This window comes from Micromonospora sp. DSM 43699, assembly GCF_055517075.1.
The window spans coordinates 1-15,174 of record NZ_JBTMMT010000051.1 but is presented as its reverse complement, the minus strand read 5'-3'; the positions used below and the strand labels follow the sequence as shown (position 1 = coordinate 15,174).

At 72.2% G+C, this 15,174-nt stretch carries 11 protein-coding genes and 1 pseudogene; 9 read left to right on the top strand and 3 right to left on the bottom strand.

Features of this window, described 5'->3' with window-relative positions:
* Positions 1-88: 88 nt before the first annotated feature.
* Genes AC0AIB_RS22225 through AC0AIB_RS22210 form a run of 4 tightly spaced genes read left to right on the top strand, consistent with a single transcriptional unit; the run spans position 89 to position 4,671 of the window.
* Positions 89-2,368 carry an FAD-dependent monooxygenase gene (locus AC0AIB_RS22225; protein ID WP_328347761.1) on the top strand — a complete coding sequence of 760 codons (2,280 nt, stop codon included), beginning with the start codon at positions 89-91 and terminating at the stop codon, positions 2,366-2,368.
* The gene (locus tag AC0AIB_RS22220; RefSeq protein ID WP_328347759.1) at positions 2,365-2,685 is read left to right on the top strand and encodes a putative quinol monooxygenase; all 321 of its coding nucleotides are present in this window, start codon (positions 2,365-2,367) and stop codon (positions 2,683-2,685) included. Before AC0AIB_RS22225 ends, AC0AIB_RS22220 begins: the two co-directional genes overlap by 4 nt.
* Complete coding sequence (locus AC0AIB_RS22215; protein WP_465097412.1) at positions 2,682-3,971, top strand: cytochrome P450 family protein; 1,290 nt, start codon at positions 2,682-2,684, stop codon at positions 3,969-3,971. The genes AC0AIB_RS22220 and AC0AIB_RS22215 overlap by 4 nt, the downstream gene beginning before the upstream one ends.
* A 16-nt stretch (positions 3,972-3,987) precedes the next feature.
* On the top strand, positions 3,988-4,671 hold the full coding sequence (locus AC0AIB_RS22210; RefSeq protein ID WP_465097411.1) for a TcmI family type II polyketide cyclase: 684 nt from the start codon (positions 3,988-3,990) through the stop codon (positions 4,669-4,671).
* Between the two features lie 57 nt (positions 4,672-4,728).
* Here AC0AIB_RS22210 and AC0AIB_RS22205 read toward each other — a convergent pair whose 3' ends face one another.
* Positions 4,729-7,164, bottom strand: a complete 2,436-nt coding sequence (locus AC0AIB_RS22205) for a M14 family metallopeptidase (protein ID WP_465097410.1) — start codon at positions 7,162-7,164, stop codon at positions 4,729-4,731.
* Between the two features lie 369 nt (positions 7,165-7,533).
* Entirely contained in the window at positions 7,534-8,766 is a 1,233-nt protein-coding gene (locus AC0AIB_RS22200) for a PucR family transcriptional regulator (RefSeq protein WP_328347751.1), read from the bottom strand.
* 222 nt (positions 8,767-8,988) lie between these two features.
* Between AC0AIB_RS22200 and AC0AIB_RS22195 the strand changes: the two genes are divergently transcribed.
* The 5 genes from AC0AIB_RS22195 to AC0AIB_RS22175 all read left to right on the top strand — a co-directional run bounded on the left by AC0AIB_RS22195 (position 8,989) and on the right by AC0AIB_RS22175 (position 14,888).
* Positions 8,989-9,906 carry a dihydrodipicolinate synthase family protein gene (locus tag AC0AIB_RS22195; RefSeq protein ID WP_328347749.1) on the top strand — a complete coding sequence of 306 codons (918 nt, stop codon included), beginning with the start codon at positions 8,989-8,991 and terminating at the stop codon, positions 9,904-9,906.
* A gap of 270 nt (positions 9,907-10,176) precedes the next feature.
* Positions 10,177-12,222 (top strand): M6 family metalloprotease domain-containing protein, encoded by a 2,046-nt coding sequence (locus AC0AIB_RS22190; protein ID WP_465097409.1) that lies wholly within the window; start codon positions 10,177-10,179, stop codon positions 12,220-12,222.
* Between the two features lie 76 nt (positions 12,223-12,298).
* The gene (locus AC0AIB_RS22185) at positions 12,299-12,748 is read left to right on the top strand and encodes a hypothetical protein (protein ID WP_328347745.1); all 450 of its coding nucleotides are present in this window, start codon (positions 12,299-12,301) and stop codon (positions 12,746-12,748) included.
* Positions 12,745-13,326, top strand: a complete 582-nt coding sequence (locus tag AC0AIB_RS22180) for a TlpA family protein disulfide reductase (protein ID WP_328347743.1) — start codon at positions 12,745-12,747, stop codon at positions 13,324-13,326. The genes AC0AIB_RS22185 and AC0AIB_RS22180 overlap by 4 nt, the downstream gene beginning before the upstream one ends.
* 449 nt (positions 13,327-13,775) lie before the next feature.
* The gene (locus AC0AIB_RS22175) at positions 13,776-14,888 is read left to right on the top strand and encodes a sugar phosphate isomerase/epimerase family protein (protein ID WP_328347741.1); all 1,113 of its coding nucleotides are present in this window, start codon (positions 13,776-13,778) and stop codon (positions 14,886-14,888) included.
* Here the strand turns inward: AC0AIB_RS22175 and AC0AIB_RS22170 are convergent.
* Positions 14,873-15,174 (bottom strand): annotated as a pseudogene (locus AC0AIB_RS22170) (hypothetical protein); the annotation flags it as partial. The gene AC0AIB_RS22175 and the pseudogene AC0AIB_RS22170 overlap by 16 nt on opposite strands.

Sequence of the window (15,174 nt, the reverse complement as noted above, 5' to 3'; positions counted from 1 at the left end):
GACCTGCGACAGGGTCGAACGACGACGTGCCGGTGCAGGTGCCGGCGGTCGGGACCCCCGTCACGGGCAGGCCGTCAAGGGAGACCCCATGATCAGGACAATGCTCCGGATCCGCGCGCGCCCCGGTGCCGGACAGGCCGTCCGCTCGGCCTGGCAGGCGACCGCGGAGCAGATCGGTGCGCTCCCCGGCAACCTGCGGCGGGACCTGTTCCTGGACGCGCACGACCCGCACACCTTCGTCGTCGCCACCGAGTGGGCCGATGACGCCGCCCTGCTCGCCTACGAGAACGGCCCGGTGGCCGCCCGCCTCGCCGACGCCCTGCGCACCGGCTGCGAACCGACCACCGCCGACGACCACCGGGTGATGCGCGACGAGCCGGGTGGGCATCCGACGATCCTGGTGGACGTCCAGGTCACCGTGCCGGCCGCCCGGCTCGCCGAGTTTCACCGGGGCCACGCCGAGGTGACCGCCCGGATGGCCGGGGTCCCCGGCTACCTGCGCGAGGACCTGCTGCGCGAGCCCTGCACGGACGTGCACCACATCTTCGCCGAGTGGCGTACCGAGGCGGAGTTCCACCGCTGGGTCGCCAACCCGGCCCACGCGCGGGAGGAGGCCGGGCCGATCGCGCCGTTCCTGCTCGACTTCCGCCGCCGCCTGTTCCACCTCGCGGCTCACCCCGGCACCGACCGGGCAGCCAGTACCGGTAGGGAGACCGACGTGCACACGACAACGGACGTACTGATCGTCGGGGCGGGGCCGACCGGGCTGACCGCCGCCGTCGAGCTGGCCCGGCGCGGCATCGACTGCCGGGTGGTCGAGAAGCTGGCCGTGCCGCCCGGCCAGGCCGACAAGGCGATCGGGGTGCACTGCCGCACCATGGAGATCTGGGCGGAGCAGGGCATCGTGCGGGAGGCGATGGACGCCGGGGTGTGGCTCACCGGCAACGTGGTCTTCGTCAACGGCACGCAGACCCACCGGATGAGCTGGGAGCTGCCCGGACTGCCGTACGCGCACCTCGGCCTGCCCCAGTACGAGACCGAGCGGATCCTCACCGACCGGCTGGCCACCCTCGGCGTACGGCCGCAGCGTGGCACGGAGCTGACCGGGTTCACCCAGGGCGCGGACGGCGTGCTGGCCACGCTCGCCCTCGCCGGCGGCGGCGCCCAGACGGTACGGGCGAAGTACCTCATCGGTGCCGACGGCGCGCACAGCCGGGTCCGGGACCTGCTCGGGTTGACGTTCTCGGGTGGGCTGGGCCGGTTCCCGCAGCTGTTCATGCTCGCCGATGTCGACGTGAACTGGGACATGCCCGACGGGCACCTGCTGCGGTTCCTGCACGAGACCGACGGTCGGATGGACGGGATGCTGGTCTGCGTACCTCTGCGCGGGCAGGGCCGGTACCGGATCGCGACCCTCGCGCCGCCCCGGTTCTTCGCCCAGACCGGCGGCCGGGACGCCCCGCCCGGGTTCAGCGAGGAGTTGGCCGAGCCGACCCTCGACGACGTGCAGGCCGCCCTGGACCGGCTCGCCCCGCCGGGCACCCGGGCGACGAACCTGCGCTGGTCGTCGGTGTTCCGGATCAGCCACGGCATCGTCGACAGGTACGGCCACGGCCGGGTCTTCGTGGTCGGTGACGCGGCGCACCTGCACCCACCCGCCGGTGGGCAGGGGATGAACACCGGCATCCAGGACGCCTGGAACCTGTCCTGGAAGGTGGCGCTTGCGGTACGGGGGATCGCCGCCCCCGGGCTGCTGGACAGCTACGAGGCCGAACGCCGCCCGGAGGGGGAGGAGATCGTCGGTCGGGCGGTGCGGATGGCGTTCACCGACGAACTGGACCGCGCCGACCTGGAACGGCAGTTCCTCCAGGAGATGTCCCTGCTGCTCAGCTACGCCGACAGCCCGCTGGTCGGGGAGTGTGTGACCGACCCCGACGCGCTGCGCGCCGGCCCCCACCCCGGTGACCGCGCCCCCGACCTGGGTGGGCTGGAGCGGCAGGGGGTCGGGCATCCACTGCGGCTGCGCGACCTGACCGGGGGCACCCGGCACACCCTGCTTGTCTACGCCGACGCGTCGGCCGAGCCGGCGGCGGTGGCCGCCGTGGCGGGGCTCTGCGCCGACGTCCGCGCCCTGACCCGGGGTGAGGTCGACGTCTACCTGCTGCTCAGTCCGGACGCCGAGGAACCGGGACTGCTCGCGCCGCCTGTGGTACGCGACGCCGGGGGTGAGTTCCGGTCCCGGTACGGGGTGGCCGGCACCGCCCTGTACCTGATCCGTCCGGACGGGCACGTCGGCTTCCGCAGCCAGCCGATCGACGCCGACGCGCTGCGCAAGAACCTGCACCTGGTCTTCGGCGGCGCGCGATGACGGCGGTGCGCACCGTGCTCGCCATGCGTACCCGGGAGGGGTGCGCCGAACGGTTCGAGGCGGAGTGGCTCTCGGCGGCGGAGCAGATCCGGCTGCTCGACGGGTGCCTGCGGCAGGACCTGGTCCGCGACGCCGACGACCCCCGCAGCTATCTGATCATCAGCGACTGGGCGGACCGGCAACGGTTGGACGCCTTCGGTCGCAGCGAACACCGGGACCGGCTGCTGCGGGTGGTGCGTGAGCTGCGGGAATCCGCCGAACGGCACACCTACCAGGTGCTGCACAGCATGCCCAGCGCGCGGGAGGGGGCGAGATGACCGAGCCGGTGCCCGCGGCGCAGCTCTACACCGAGCAGTTCGCCGCCGATCCCTACCCGTCCTTCGCCCGGTTGCGCGCGGACGCGCCGGTCTGCCCGGTCAGCTCGCCGCGGTTCGACTCGTACCTGCTCACCCGGTTCGACGACGCGCGGGCGGCGCTGACCGACCCCCGGCTGTCCAAGGACCTCTACGGCCCCGGCCAGCACTACCTCCAGCTCTTCGGCCCGAACTCCGAGGCGCTGAACCGGAACATGCTCAACTCCGACCCGCCGGAGCACACCCGGCTGCGCCGGTTGGTGTCGCAGGCGTTCGCACCGCGTCGGATCGAGGCGCTGCGACCCCGGGTGCGGCAGATCGTCGACGACCTGGTCGACGGTTTCGTCGCGCAGGGACGGGCCGAACTGATGAACGACTTCGCGATCCCGCTGCCGATGGTGGTGATCTGCGAACTGCTCGGGGTGCCCCGGGCCGACCAGGACCGGGTGCTCGACTGGACCCAGGTGATCCGGACCTCCGGGTCGACGCGGCGACCACCGGCCGAGGAACGGGCGGCCGTCGGCGAGGCGCAGGTACGGCTGCACCAATACCTGGCGGACCTGGTGGCCGCCAAGCGGACCATCCCGGCCGACGACATGATCAGCGCGTTGATCGACACCTGTGACCAGGACGGCGGACTGTCCGAGGCGGAGTTGGTGACCACCACGTTCCTGCTGCTGTTCGCCGGGCACCAGACCACCGCGGACTTCCTGGGCAACGCGACGGTGGCCCTGCTGACCCACCCCGACCAGCTCGACCTGCTGCGTGAGAGCCCGGAGCTGCTGCCCTCGGCGATCGAGGAGCTGCTGCGCTTCGACGGCCCGCTGCCGGTGGCCAGCCCCCGGGTCGCCACCGAGGACGTCGAATACCAGGGGGTACGCATCCCCGCCGGGTCGATCGTCGGCGTGGTGCTCAACGCGGCGAACCACGACCCGGCGCACTTCGTCGACCCGGACCGGTTGGACCTGCGCCGGGTCCGCGGGCCGCACCTGGGCTTCGGTCACGGCGTGCACTACTGCCTCGGCGTCTCGCTGGCCCGGATGGAGGCACAGATCGGTCTGTCGGCGCTGCTGCGCCGGTTGCCCGGGTTGCGCCTCGCGGTGCCGCCCGCCGAGCTGCGTCGGTTGCCGGCGGCGTCACCGTTCCGGGGTCTGCTGGAGTTGCCCGTCCGGTTCACCGCCTCCGCCCCGCCGGGGGCGTACCCGCCGGCCAGTCGCCCCCGTCCCACCGAGTCGACCCGTACCGTCTGATCTCCGAGGAGCTTCGATGACCTTCCGTAACGTGATCGTCTGCCGCATGGTGCCGGGCAGCGAGCAGACCGTCGCCGACGTGTTCGGGTACTACGACCGCACCACCCGACCGCAGGACCTGGGCGTGGTCGCGCGGACCCTGCTGTCCTTCCACGGCCTCTACATCCACCTGATCGAACGGAACGCGGACCCGAAGGTGACCGGGCAGACCCGGGGTCTGCCCGCCTTCCAGCAGATCGCCGAGAAGATCGGCCCGTACGTGACGCCCTACCCGAGGGACTGGAGGAACCCGTCGGACTCGGTGGCGAAGGAGTTCTACAGGTGGGCACCGACCGAGCCGCCGGCCGATGCGGGGGAGCCGTCGGGCGAGCCGACCCGGACGGTCATCGTCGCCCGGATCAAGCCCGGCGCGGAACCGACCGTCGGGCAGATCTTCGCCGAGTCCGACGCCGGCCCGCTGCCCACCATGATGGGGGTCACCGGGCGGTGGCTCTACTCGATCGACGACGTCTACCTGCACGTGCTGGAGCGCACCGGCGAATCGTTCGACGGCGCCGTCGCGGAGCGCCACGACCAGCCGGCCTTCGCCCAGATCATGGACGACCTCAGCCCGTACATCAGTCCCTTCGACCCGGAGACCTGGGGCAGCCCGGTGGACGCGGTGGCGACGGAGTTCTACAGGTGGCGGGCCGAGGACTGAGCTGGTCGACCAGCGGGGGTCCGGCGGCGCGGACCCCCGCTGGTGCCCTACCGGACCTCAGCCGGTGGGCAGGGTCGCCCAGCCCCGGTTGAAGGTCAAGCTGTCGTCGTCCGGCCGGTAGTTGCGTTCGATGTTGCCGGCCGCGTCCACCGAGAACCAGTGCACCTTGGTGCCGACCGGGACGGTCAGCGTCTCGGCCCCCTCCCGGATGCCCGCCGAGGCGTACAGGGTGGAGTCGAAGGTCGGTCGGGAGCCGTCGAGGGTGTAGAACACTGCCGCCGGCTCGCTGACGTCGAACCGGACGCCGACCATGCCCTCGGTCGGGCTCGGCTCGACCGCGAGGGTGCTGGTCGGGCGCTTCTTGTCCTTGTCGAAGTCCCGGGCCACCCGCAGCAGCTCGACCAGGCCGTTGCTGAACTCCATGGTCTCCTGGTGCGCCTCGTCCCAGGTGGGCTGGAAGCTGGTGCCGACCTCGAAGTTCCAGGCGTAGATGCCGTACTTGTACCAGAGCATGTCGCCGGAGTTGCCGGCCGCCGAGTACAGCACGTCGGAGATCGGGCCGGTCCGGGCCGGGGTGACGGCCATGTTGCGGTGCCGCTTGATCGCGGTGAGGATCCGCGACGACGCGCCCCAGAAGAACGACTCGTCGGCGAGCGACGGCCGGGGCGCGGAGACCCGCCCCGGGGTGGCGTACGCGCCCGGCGACCACATGAAGTAGTTGCCGGAGGAGTGCAGGTTCATCGAGAACTTCATGTTGGGCCGCTGGGCCAGCCAGTCGACGTTGCGGTTCTCCGGCTCGGACAGCTCGCTCGGCCCGGCATAGGTGTCACCGGTGCAGCTCGCCGACGCCCCCGAGTAACCGTCGAAGAGGCTGTACTCGGTGTAGTTGCGGTTGTTGTCCACCCCCCACGAGTTGCGGGCCAGCGCGTCGGTGGCACCGCCCGGCGCGCAGTGGTTGGTCATGTTGCGGCGCTGCGAGGCGTAGTCGTAGAACGAGTAGTGCCCGCCGTCCGGGTTGATCGACGGGACGATCCAGATGTCCAGGGTGCGCAGCAACTGCTTGGTGTTCTCGTCGGTGGCGTGGTTGCGCAGCAGCCGCTCGGCGGTCTCGATGGTCACCAACGGCGGCACCCACTCCCGGGCGTGTTCCTGCGCGTACGCCAGCACCCCGGTGCGGGAGCCGTCCCGGTACTTGCCGATCCGGATGGCGTACACCGGATGCGGGTCGCGGGACACCCCGGCCGGGGCCTTCAGGTTGTCCGACAGCGGCGTCGGCGCGACCGGCGCGACCACCCCCGCCCCGGCGTCACCCCGATAGGTGTACGCCTTGACCAGCGTGCCCGCCTCGGCGGTCAGCGCCGCGGCGACCTGGGCGGCGGTGCTGGTCACCGCCCCGGCGGCGTCGGTGGCCAGGCTGACCCGGATGGCCTTGCCGGTCACCGTGACCGCCAGCGGCCGGTCGGCCGCGCCCGGGTTCACCAGCTCGACGCTGATGTCGTTGCCGCCCTCGTGACCCCAGGCGAGCGAGTCCACCGCGACCCGGGTGGCGTTGGTGCCGCCGAGCACCACCTGCGCCTTACGCCGGTATCCGTTGGTCTGGTACGGCAGCTTCACCACCTCGGCCAGCTGCGGGTAGGCGTCGGCCAGTCGCTTGATCCGGTCGTACAGTTCGGTCGGGGTGAGGTAGCTGGTGACGAAGTCCTTCTGGTAGCCGGGCCCCTCCGGGCTGTCGGCCGGGATCGGCAGCCATTCCTTCACCTCGGCGACCGCCACGTCCCCGGTGGGGCTGGTGATCTGGATGCGCTGCGGTCGGGCGGTGACGGCGGCGGCGCCCCGGTGGTAGAGGTAGACCCCGGCGTCGACGAACCGGGTGATGCTCTGGGTGCCGCCGGAGCCGATCTCGGTGCCCGGCCCGCTGTCCCGGGCCACGGTCAGCGCGCTGGTGGAGGTCTGCCCCTGGGCCCACTTCGCCTCGACCGAGAGCACCTGGTTGGTGCCGGAGGTGTAGAAGTCAGCCCGGATGATCTTCACGTCCGAGGTGGCGGCGCTGCGCTCCAGGGTCGCCGTGTACGCCCGGTTCTCGGCCCGGTGGGCGGCGATCGTCGCATCCCGCTCGCTGACCCGCTGCGCGGAGTCGGCGGAGTCGTGCAGCACCGCACCGACCCGGTAGCCCATCCGCTTGAGCGCGGCGACCTCGGTGGGGGTGACCACTGCGTGCACCACGATGCCCTGCGCGGTCTGGGTGACGTGGTGGTCGAGGTCGACCCCGGTGGCGACCAGCTCGTCCAACCGGGCGGCACCGTCGACCACCACCTCCACCACGTCGGCCTGCTCGTCGGCGGAGCGTTCGAGCACGATCGGGGCGTCGGGCTCCCGGTCGGGCGGGGCGGCGGTGCCGGCGGTCGCCGGCCCGGCGAGCAACAGCAGTGCCACACCGGCGGCGGTCGCGGCGGGTAACCGCCGCCAACGGCGGGGGAGTGCGGAACGGGACATCTCGGGCCACCTTTCCTGGGGGTGCGAGACGGGCCGACGGCGCGCGGCGGCGCCCGCCGTCGGGCGGCGTGCGAAACGGGGAGTACGGACGCCGACAGTCGGGCGACGGTCGGCGGCCGATCATGACGTCGACCTGCCGGAGAACGGGGACCCGAGGGTCTCCCGGACGCGCCGGAGGTGGCCGACCGGCGCCGATCCGGTCCGCGTGACGGGCGAGGGACGTACCTGGTTACGGTCGGTCGTGGGGGCATTGCCGATCGGTGCGCCCATCCTGGCCGTACCCGCTCGGATCTGTCAATGATCTGTCCGGGCGGACACGGGCTGTCACAGCGGTGCGGTCCGGTCGTCCGCTGCGGACGGTCGGGTCGGTCAGGACGGGGTCCGGTAGTGGCCGGTCAGCCGGCCCAGCTTCATCGCCAGGTGCAGGCACAACCGCTCGTTGCCGTCCTTGAGATCGGTGTCGGCGAGCTGCTCGACCCGTTGCAGCCGGTAGTAGAGGGTGGTCCGGTGCAGCCGCAGCTTCTCGGCGGTGGCGTGGGCGTTGCCGGCCAGGTCGAGGTAGGCCTCCAGGGTCTCCAGCAGCACCTGGTGGGCGTCGTCGCGCAGCAGCCGCTCCAACCCGGGGTGCACCCCGGCGACGTCCAGGTGCCGACCGTCCAACTGGGACAGCACCCGGTAGATGCCCAGCCCGGCCCAGGAGACCACCCGGCCGAGCGCCGGCAGTTGGACACCCACCCGGGCCGCCTGCACCGCCTCCCGGTACGACTGCACCGCGTCGGCCAGCCCCGGCCGCGGCTGACCGATGCCGGTCACCGTCCGGTCCACCGAGGACAGCCCCCGGGTCGCATTGCGTAGCGCCTCGTCCAGATGGTCGGCGGCGGCCTGCGCGCTGGGGCGACCGGCGATCCGGTCACCACAGATCAGCAGCACCCCGTGGTCGGGCCAGACCATGTGCAGCGACTCCCGGACACCGAGCCACCGGCGGGTCGCCACCAGCGCCTGCTCCAGGGCGATCCGGGCCACCTCGTCGGGGTGTCGCCCGGCGGCCGGGGCGAGCTGGGCCACCACCGCGGTGGTGGTGCCGTCACCGGCGACCGTACCCTCCTCCAGCAGCGCCCGGACGGCGTGCGCGCGGGCCTGCGGGCTCTCCACCAGCAGGGTCCGGGTGGCCTCGGCCTCCCGCTGGGAGGCCAGCTCACCGAGCAGGTTCTCCCGGTAGAGGGCCAGCGACAGGTCGGTGAAGGCACCGGTCGCGGTGGCGATGTCGGCGTCGGTCATCGACCCGTCGTCGTCGATGAACCAGACGAACCCGAGCAGCAGGTCGTCGTGCCAGATCGGCACGCAGACCCGGGGGAGCAGGTCGAGGTCGACGTCGGCGGGGGTACGCACCGGCTCGCGGGCGGTCAGCACGCCCATCCGGCGGAACCAGGCGATCACCTCCGGGGTGGTCTGCCGGCGCAGGATCGACATCCGGCGTACCTCGTCCATCGGTCCGTCGTGTTCGCTGTAGACGACCACCCGTTGCCGCCGGTCCTCGATGAGGGCAGGACGCCCCACCCGGGCGGCGACGGCGTCGACTATGCGCTGAAGCTCACCATGCATGGATCTCCCCTGGTTGGCTGCGCGACAGGGGTACGGCAGCCGGTGCCCTACCCTGGGCGGCCGGTGGGCCTGCGCGCAAGGTCCACCGGAGATCTACCGACAAAAGGACGGCCCCGACGACGACTGTTCCGGCAATTGTCCGAAGAGCCGCGACGATCGACGATCGTAGGGTTCCTGCTGCGGTGGGCAGCGGGCCGCCGGCGCGCAGGAGGGAACGCCCGAGTGACTGCTGGTAGGCCCTGGCGGGGGGTGCTGGTCGCGATCACCACGCCGTTCCGCGACGACCTCGGCGTCGACTTCGACCGGCTCCAGGAACACGTGCGCTGGCTGGCCGATGCGGGCTGCCACGGGGTGACCCCGTGCGCCTCGGTGGGGGAGTACCGGGCGCTGTCCGACGACGAGCGGGCCGACGTGGTGCGGGCGACGGTGCAGGCCGCGCCGCCTGGCTGCGCGGTGCTGCCCGGGGTCGGCGGTTACGGCAGCCGGCAGTCCCGCCGCTGGGCGGAGCAGGCCGCCGCCGCCGGTGCCGCCGCGGTGCTCGCCCCGCCGCCGGACGGCTACCCGGCCGGCGACGCCGAGGTGGTCGCCCACTACCGGGAGGTGACCGCCGTCGGCCTGCCGGTGGTCGCCCACAACGATCCGTACGACACCAGGGTGGACCTCACGCCGGAGCTGCTCGCCCGGGTCGCCGAGACCGACGGGATCGTCGCGGTCGAGGAGTTCTCCGGTGACGTGCGGCGGGTGCACCGGATCCGGGACCTCTGCCCGCACGTCGACGTGCTGGCCGGGGCGGACGACGTGCTGCTCGAACTGGTGCTGTGCGGGGCCCGGGGCTGGGTCGCCGGGCTGGCCAACGCCTTGCCCCGGCAGGCTCTGCGACTCTACGACCGCTGTGCCGCCGGGGACCTGGTCCGGGCGCTGCCGCTCTATGCCGAGCTGCACCCGGCCTTCGGCTGGGGTTCCCGTCCGGAGTCCGTGCAGGCCATCAAGCTGGCGATGGACTGCGCCGGGCGGTTCGGCGGCCGGTGCCGCCCGCCGCGTGGGCCGCTGGCCGGGCCGGCCGCCGCCCGGCTGCGCCGGGACCTGCTCCGGGCGTTGGCGGTCACCGTCGACCCGGTAACCGGCGGTCGTCCCCGCTGAGCCACCCCGATCCGGGCCACCGATCGTCCGCGCCGGTCCTGTCCAGGTCCGTGCCGGGGCTGTCCGGGCCGGGGTGGCCGGCCTGCGTCGATCCGCCGCCGGTCCTTCAGGTGTCGGAAGCCGCCGGTCCACCTGCCGACATCTGCACGGTGACCGGCCCTGGCCCGTGCTCCTAGATTCGCTGCGCGGCCCGGTGGCGGGTGCCTCGGCAGCCACCCCTCGGGACACCGGACACCGGACGCCGCGTCCCTCCCGACGAGAGGCGAACCCGTGCACCGTGCTATCCCCGACAGACCCCGACTGAGGCGTGCCCTGCTGGCCTCGATCCTGGCCGGCACGCTCGTGGTGACCGGCGCGGCGCAGGCCGCCGCGGCCCCGGCCAACCCGGCCGGCGGCACCGCGCCGTTCCAGGTCCTCGACCCGCAGGCCTGGCAGAACCCGGACACCATGACCTGGGACGACTACCAGGCGGTGCCCGGGAAGAACTGGGCCGACCCGAGCGTGCGGGGCGCGATCCGCAACTTCAAGATCGCCCTGGTCGCGCTCGACTATCCGGACCAGACGTTCGCGGTCTCCCAGCGGGCGCGCTCGACGGTCTTCGGCAACCCCCAGTCGGTCGCGGCCAACATCCCCCGCGCCGACGTGCCGAAGTTCTACCAGGACTTCCTGAACACCCCGAACACCCTGAACAAGGGGCACACCCTGCACGAGTACTGGATGCAGGACTCCAACGGGCGCTACGGCGTGGACCTGGCCGGGTTCGGGCCGTACCAGCTGCCGGCGAAGTCGTACCAGTACGGGTTGGACAACAGCTTCAACCCCGGGGCCTGCCCGAGCGGGGACACCTGCAACAAGAACATCCGCACCGACGGGCTGGGCGCCTGGCGGGCGGCGGTCGGTGACGCGGTCGCCAACCAGTACGAGCTGGTCTTCATCCTCAGCGCCGGGCAGGACGAGTCGTCCACCTGGCAGGAGTTCGGGCAGATGATCTTCCAGAACAAGGAGGACGTGCCGGACGCTTGGGGACCGCCGGACCCCAACCTGCCGAACTGGGCCAAGACCCGCTATGTGGAGTGGACGTCGTGGAAGGCGGCGGCGACGCTCTGGCCGAACGCAGGCTCCGGCTCGTCCACCCAGGGGGAGAGCTCCGGCATGGGGGTGTACGCCCACGAGCTGACCCACCTGCTCGGCATCGGCGACAACTACAACAACCCGTACGGCGAGCCGTTACGCAGGGCGTACACCGGGATCTGGAGCATGATGTCGCGCGGCTCGTTCAACGGACCCGGCGGCCCGCACACCCGCTGGCAGATCCCGCCCACCAACGGCGGCTCGATGGGTTCGCTGCACACCGTGCGGGACAAGCTCAAGATCGGTCTGCTCGGTGAGGAGCACGTGCTGCGGTTGTCCCGGGAGGCGCTGGCCTCCTCCGGGCTGGTCGTCGCCCAGGTGACCGCCCGCGCGGTCGACGCCGGCCCGAAGGGGCTGACCGGCGTGAACATCGCCCTGAACAAGGACCTCTCGCCGGCCTGCACGGTCGCCACGAATCCACTGTGCGACGGCGGCAGCTTCAACAACTACACGGTCGAGGTCGTCGACCGGATGGGCGCGGACTCGTTCACCCCGGACCGGGGCGTGCTGCTGAGCAAGACCAAGAACGCCGACAGCGCGCCGTTCCAGTGGGTGGTGGACGCCAACCCGCAGGACATCGACATGATCGACTTCTACCGGCCGGACGGCACCCCGCAGAAGATCACCATGGGTGACTACCGGCAGCTCTCCGACGCGCTGTTCCACGCCGGGGCGGACACCGGCAGCCAGTACGAGTACGTCGACGAGGCCAACCGGCTGCACTTCTACGTCCTCGACCTCAAGCGGGACGCCGCCGGTTCGCTGTCGTACACGGTGGCGGTGAAGTCGCTGGACGGCACCGGGGGGCCGAGCAGCCACGGCGTGGCCCTGGGCAAGGGTGAGGTGACGAGCACCGGCAAGCCGACGAACAGGGGCGTGACCTGCTCGTTCGAGCTGTCCAACACGGGCACCTACTCGGCCGGTGGGCAGCAGCACCCGGAGGACGCCACCGCGTACCTGAAGTCGGACGTCTACCGCCTCTCGGCGGAGGTGGCCGGTCGGGGCTGGCGGACCTGGCTGCCCAACCCGCTCGCCACCGCCCAGTTCGGCAAGTCGACCACGGTCCGGGTGTCGGTGGGAGCCACCGCCGCCGCGGCGGACACCGGTTTCGTCAAGCTCACCGCGACCTCGGAGAGCGACCCGACGAAGACCGTGACGAAGCAGTGCCGGGTGGAGAAGTCCTGACCGGGATCGATCATCGCGCCGGGTCGGTGGCGGCAGGTGTCGCCACCGACCCGGCGTACGGGTGGGAGGAGACGACGTGCGGTTGTCCACGAGCGCCCGACGCGGCGTCGGCGCGCTGCTGACCCTGCTGCTGGCCGGGGCGGGCGGATGCGGTGGCGACGCCGGGGCGGAGGCGGTCACCCCGACCACGGTCCGGGTCCTGGTCCGGGACATCAACATCCGGGCCGAGGGGGTGGACTGCGCCGGTACCGGGCCGTACCTGTACTTCCACCACCGGGCGTCCTTCCGGTTGCTCGACCCGGACGGCGCGGCCCTGGTCACCGGCACGCTGCCGGCGGGTACGGCGGTGGCCGCCTTCGCCGAGGACCTGGCGGTGGAGCGGGTGCCGACCTACTGTGAGTTCGCGGTGCCGGTGCAGGTGCCGCAGCGTGCCGGGTACCGGCTGGAGGTGGCCGGTCGTCCCCCGATCGACCTGACCCCGGACAGCAGCGAGGGGCCGGCGCTGGTGGCGGTGGTGCCGGCATGAGGCGGCTGCTGCTCGTGCCGCTGCTGGCCGTGCTGGTGCTGGTCGGCTGCACCGCCAGTCCGGCCGCAGCACCCGGGCCGGCGCTCGCCGGGGGCGCCTCGACGATGCCGGGACCGGTCCCCGCCGACCTGGCGCTGCGCCCGGCACCCGGCGCCGCGCCGGCCGCCCCGGCGTTCACCGGCGCGCTCACCGACGGCACCCCGCTCACCGCCGCCCGGCTCTGGGCGGACCGGCCTGTGGTGTTCACCTTCTTCAGCTCCTGGTGCACCACCTGCGTGGCCCGGCAGGACGCACTGAGCGAGCTGGCCCGCCGGCACCGCGACCGGGTGGTCTTCGTCGGGGTGGCCGGTGCCGACCAGGCCGACGAGTTGCAGGACTACCTGCGTACGCACCGGGTGGAGTACCCCGTCGTCGTCGACGAGCAGCAGACCGTCTGGCGGTCGTACGCGGTGCGGGAACCACCGGCCGTGGTGCTGGTGGCCAAGGGTGGCGCGCTGCTGCGGGGCTGGCCGGGCGGCCTCGACGCGACGGCGCTCGACCAGCGGCTCGGGGAGCTGGTGCTGGCCGGTTCCGGGTAGCACCGCCCCGGGTCTCGCGTGGCCGACCGGTCGCCGCTGGCGGGCCGGTCCACGGGCGACGCGTCGGGCGCGGTGTCGATTCGATCGTGGGTCGACGCCGCGCCCCGCGTCGCGTCCGCGTGCCCGGGTTCCGGTGGCCGTCGGTGTTCGTGCTGGTGAGGGGCGGGGGATCGACGGGGGAGCCGGGTGCGGGCGACCGTCTGCGCATTGGCTCCGACCGACGGGAACTTTTGTTCGTGCGAACAAAAGTTTCTCCGTTCGAGGTCTATCTTTAGCCGTCAGCCACCGTTAGTGTCCGGTTCACGGACGTAACACGGCTGACATCCCCCCTTGATCGACCAGTCATCCACCGGGCCACGCGTATTCGGCGGCGCAGGTCCTTCCGACCCTCCAAGCAGGACTCGCACGTCTCCGCGGCCCTCCAGGGCCGCACTCGAAAGGTGGAAATTGTGAACGAGGAACAGCGTCGTATGGCCGCCGACCCCCAGTACCGCGCCCAGGTCACCCGTCGTCGGCTGCTGGCCGCGTCGGCCGGCGCCGCCGCCGTGCTCGGCGCGGCCGGCCTGCCGGTTCTCCAGACCAAGGCCCCGGCCCGCGCCGACGGCAAGTGGCAGGTCGACCCGCTCATCCCGGTGCAGAACCGTGGCATCATCCTCTACAGCGTCCGGGACCGGATCTCCGCCGCCCCGGACGACAGCGGCGTGCCGTACGGCTTCGAGCGGGTGCTCGCCAGCCTGGCCGAGATGGGCTACAAGGAGATCGAGTTCGCCGGCTACAACCAGCACACCTCGATCCTGGGCCGGCAGATCACCCCGACCGAGATCCGCAAGATCCTGGACGACAACGGCCTGGTCGCCAACGGCACCCACGCGTCGATCAACGCGGCGACCTTCCAGCAGCAGCTCGACATCGCCGAGGAACTCGGCATGAAGAACATCGGCACCGGCAGCGACCCGACCAACAGCGCCTACCAGGCCGACTGGGACGCCGCCGCCGACCTGTGGAACGAGCTGGGTCGGCAGGCCAAGGAGCGCAAGATGCGCCTCTACACCCACAACCACGACGTGGCGTACTCGTTCCTGCTCGACAGCGGCCCGCTGGACGCCAACGGCAAGCCGACCCGCTCGTCCGGCGTGCGCCGGCTGGAGTACTTCTTCGCCAAGACCGACCCGAAGTACGTCTTCTTCGAGTGCGACATCTACTGGGCGTACGTGGCGCGGCACAAGCACACCAAGTACATCAACTCGGCCGGCCAGGAGAAGACCTCGCTGTTCGACCCGATCCTGAACGTGGCGCGGCGCACCAAGCGGTTCCCGCTGTTCCACGCCAAGGACGGCAACCGCAACACCGCGCTGCCCAACGGCTACGAGATGATCCCGCTCGGCGAGGGTGACATCAACTTCCAGCAGTTCTTCCAGACCATCGGCGAGTCCGACTTCCACCACGCCAACTGGGAGATGGACACCGCCCCCGGCGGCACCGCCGCGCCGGCCCAGTCGCTCGACTTCGCCCGGCTCAGCTACGCCAACATGGCCGACCTGACCATCTACAACAAGGACTGACCCGCCCGACGGCCGTACCCCGGCCGCAGCTGGGCACCGACCGGCGGTCGCACCACCGTCGTCGGCACCCGGGTGGCGGTCGCGTCCCCTGACGCGACCGCCACCACCCGGGCCGCGCCCCCCCGGGCCCCCCCCCCGGCCCGCCCCCGGGCCCCTGGGGGGGCGGCCCGGTCGACCGGTCGTCGCGGGGTGGTCAGGCTACGGGCGCTCCACTGCTGGTTCTGCTGACCGTTGCGGGACCAGAGGATGAGCTTGGTCCCGTTGGCGGTGGCGACGCCGCTGGCGT